This is a genomic window from Steroidobacter sp. (assembly GCF_016790065.1).
In the GTDB taxonomy this organism is placed as follows: Bacteria; Pseudomonadota; Gammaproteobacteria; order Steroidobacterales; family Steroidobacteraceae; genus Steroidobacter.
Window position 1 is genome coordinate 1 of the sequence record NZ_JAEUPY010000100.1, and the last position, 2,884, is coordinate 2,884.

The 2,884-nt window shown below is 63.2% G+C and carries 3 protein-coding genes; all 3 read right to left on the reverse strand.

Annotated features, from left to right (window positions below; all coding sequences use genetic code 11):
- Positions 1–1,259 (reverse strand): FG-GAP-like repeat-containing protein (locus JNL55_RS04180; RefSeq protein ID WP_293849665.1); only part of this gene is annotated, 1,259 nt, incomplete at its 3' end.
- A gap of 113 nt (positions 1,260–1,372) precedes the next feature.
- Positions 1,373–1,990, reverse strand: coding sequence for a DUF1080 domain-containing protein (locus tag JNL55_RS04185; protein WP_293849693.1), 618 nt, complete (start codon positions 1,988–1,990; stop codon positions 1,373–1,375).
- A 31-nt stretch (positions 1,991–2,021) separates the two neighbouring features.
- Positions 2,022–2,884 (reverse strand): c-type cytochrome (locus tag JNL55_RS04190; protein ID WP_293849733.1); only part of this gene is annotated, 863 nt, incomplete at its 5' end.

Here is a 2,884-nt window from a genome sequence, read left to right on the forward strand (position 1 = left end):
CCGGAGATGATGTCGGGACGACCGTCCCCATTGACATCGGCCACGTCGATGCGGCGACCGATGCCGGCGCTGCTGTCGATGAGTTGCGGCTGCCAGGTGACGCCTCCTGCGCTGCGCACCAGGCGAAACCAGTAGACCACCGCCGGATCCTGACTGCCGGGGTCACCATGCCGGCCGTGCGCCCAGAATGTCTTGCCGGTGACGATGTCCTGCAGGCCATCGCCATCCATGTCCGCCAGCGCCAGCGCGTGCAGCTGGGAGAAGTTCACACCCACGGCGCCGCCGGCACGCCCCCAGCCGGTGTCTGTCATGATGATGTGCTGCTTGAAGGTAATGCCCGACGCATCGCGGACCTGTTGATACCAGGCCAGCCCATAGCCGTGGGCATACAAGCTGGTGATCACATCGTTCAAGCCATCGCCATCGACGTCGTACACCAGCATCTGGGCCCCACCGCCTACGCTGGTCGCCCCGCCACCGGCGCTGAACGTGAACTCGTGCTTCGGCCACAGCGGCTGACCGGCCAGTGATTTCGGCTGCTGATACCAGCCGTTCTGCAAGACGATGTCCTGGCGACCATCGCCGTCGATGTCTCCCACGCCCAAGCCGTGGGAGAAGCGGTGCCAGTTTTCACCTTTGCTGACGGCCCGGAATTGCCATGGCTTGGTGGGGTTACGGGGGTCGTACTCGGCGTAGCCGACGTCGCCTTTATGGCTGCAGATGATCTCCGGGCGACCGTCGCCCGTGACGTCCGCCAAGGTGGGTGATTCGTTATCCACCCCATCCAGCACGGCATGCCGCGCCCAGGGGCCGGGGCGACCCTTCGGGTTGATATATATATGCGCGGGCGCGCCGGGCCGCCCGATGATCAGCACATCATTCCAGCCGTCGCCGGAGAAGTCATGGACGAAGGGCAGAAAGTTGTCCTCCGAATAGGCGCTCCCGCGGCCCAATGCGCCGGGGTATCCGGGATAAGTGATCGCATTACCGCTGCCGTCCACGGTGTCGAAGGTGGCCTGCGCGGGATAGAACTCGTGCCGCTGTTTGAACTGCGGGCCTTTCCACCAGTAGGGGCCGGAGATCACGTCCGGGATCCCGTCCTTGTCCAGGTCGCCGAAGGCGGCGCCTTCGCTCCAGTAGAACAGGTCGAGCTGCGATCTCTTGAAGCCGGACGGCGCAGAGTCTTCAGCCGCCATCACAGTCGCCGCAGCAGTGACCGCTAGGACCATCGGCAGGAGGAAAGGATGTCGAGAATTCATCTTCTGGCTACCTTGGGCGTTGAGTCGAGGAAACGCCGCACATGCGGCGACGGCGGCAACTGGTCGCGGAGAACACATCGTCGATGAGAAAGATCTGCGTCATGGCGGCGCCGTCAGAGCGCTTCGATCGTGACGTCCTTGACCTGCACGATCGTCTTGCCTCCGCCATGCACCTGAATGCCGATGCGGCCGGCCAGCGCGATGGAAGCATCGCGCTCGGTATAGTCGAGCGCGGGCACACCGTTGATCCAAGTCCGGATCCGCGGACCTTCGGCGCGGATCCGATACTCGTTCCAATCATTGCCGCGAACCGCCGCCGCGACCGCCTTCATGTCGGATGAGCGGGCAATAACGTCCTTGCGCCGTGACTCGTCATACAGCAAGCCCCACCATCCATCGCCCGCGTCCACCTGGTAGCCGATCATTTCCGGACCGCCCGGCAACCGCTGGCTGCGGATCTGGATGCCGCTGTTCACGAAGCCCTCGCCGCTCAACCTGATCTTGAGCCGGAGTTCGAAGTCGGCGAACGACCGTTGCGAGGCGAGAAATTCATTCTCCGGCAGCACCTCGGTGCGGGAGCCGCCGGTGATCGCACCGTCCTCCACCCACCACAACTTCTTGTCCCCCTCCCAACCGGCGAGAGTCTTGCCGTCGAACAGCGCAACGGTGTCTGCCTGCGTGATCGGTGCAACCATCGCGCACAATAAAGCTAACAACAAGGTCGGTTTCATTACCCCCTCCACGGAATATTCATAGCCTCGTTCATTTGCCGGACCGTAGGTACCTGAACAGGTCGCGCACCTCGCTGTCCGTCAGCGGCGTCAGCAGCCCTTCGGGCATCATCGATACATCCGATTGCACCAGCGAAGCGATCTCATCGCGCCCGACGCGCACAATCTCGCTTGGCGTGGTCACCACCACGACTTGCGGATCCTGCGTGTTGGCGAAACCGGCGAGCACGCGGCCATCGCGCAGCGTCACCGTGGCCATGCGATAGGTGTTCGGAATCTCCGAGTTCGGGTCGAGGATGTTGTGCAGCAGGTAGTCGACGTCGCGGCGGTTGGAGCCGGTGATATCTGGCCCGATCGAACCTCCCTCATCGAAGAGCTTGTGGCAGGCACCGCAAGTACGCATGAAGACTTCGCGACCCTGCTTTGCATCCGGCAAAGGCGCGGACGGGGCGAGAACGGATTTGTATCGCGCGGCAGCCGCAAGTTTCTCCGCGCTGCTGACGCGAGCAACACCCCATACCTGCGTCAGTTGCGCCGTCAACTCATCATCGCCGAGCGCGCGAATCTGGCTGGCGATGTCGGCTGGCAGATCACCAGCGGCTATCTTGCCGGCAGTCATCGCGGCCACGAGTGACTTGGCAAAAACGGCGCGCGACGCCAGCGTCGTCAGCGCTTCGCGTTTCTCCACAGCCGGCAACGAAGGATACAAAGCCAGCAGGCGATCCGGCGTCTGCGGATCATTGAATGATGCCGATGCGCGAATCGCATCTCGCCGCAACTCAGTCTCTTTCAGCAGCAGCGGCAGCAACGGCTGAAGTCGAGCATCGCGTACATTCAGCAGCGCCGTCAGCGCCGCGCGACGAGCCGCGATGTTTTCCTGGGTGTTCGCCACGA